Origin of the sequence: Sphaerochaeta sp. UBA5836 (assembly GCF_002432845.1) — a bacterium.
Lineage (GTDB): Bacteria > Spirochaetota > Spirochaetia > Sphaerochaetales > Sphaerochaetaceae > Sphaerochaeta.
Map to the genome: position 1 here is coordinate 1 of NZ_DJGW01000071.1, position 270 is coordinate 270.

Here is a 270-nt window from a genome sequence, read left to right on the forward strand (position 1 = left end):
GTTCTTTGATGGGTTGGAAGGCCCAGAAGCAGAGAATAGCCTTGAAGACTTAATGGCAAGTTTTGATTTTATTGACCGATTTTTTCCTGATAATATCCATAAAAAGAAGTTCAAGCCGATGGGTGAAGAGGACTTTTGGGAAGTTAAGGGAGGAGATCAATTAAGATTTGCAAGCATCTGGGACAGAAATCGGACATTGATACTGATATACGGTCTTTGGAAGAAAGACCAGCAATGGAGGAAGGAGGACCTCCGAAAAGCTAGAGCTCA

At 41.9% G+C, this 270-nt stretch carries 1 protein-coding gene; it reads left to right on the plus strand.

Annotated elements, in window-relative coordinates; all coding sequences use genetic code 11:
- Window positions 1-270, plus strand: a 270-nt coding sequence (locus tag B3F49_RS05670) for a hypothetical protein (protein ID WP_293909618.1), incomplete at both ends; no start/stop codon positions are given.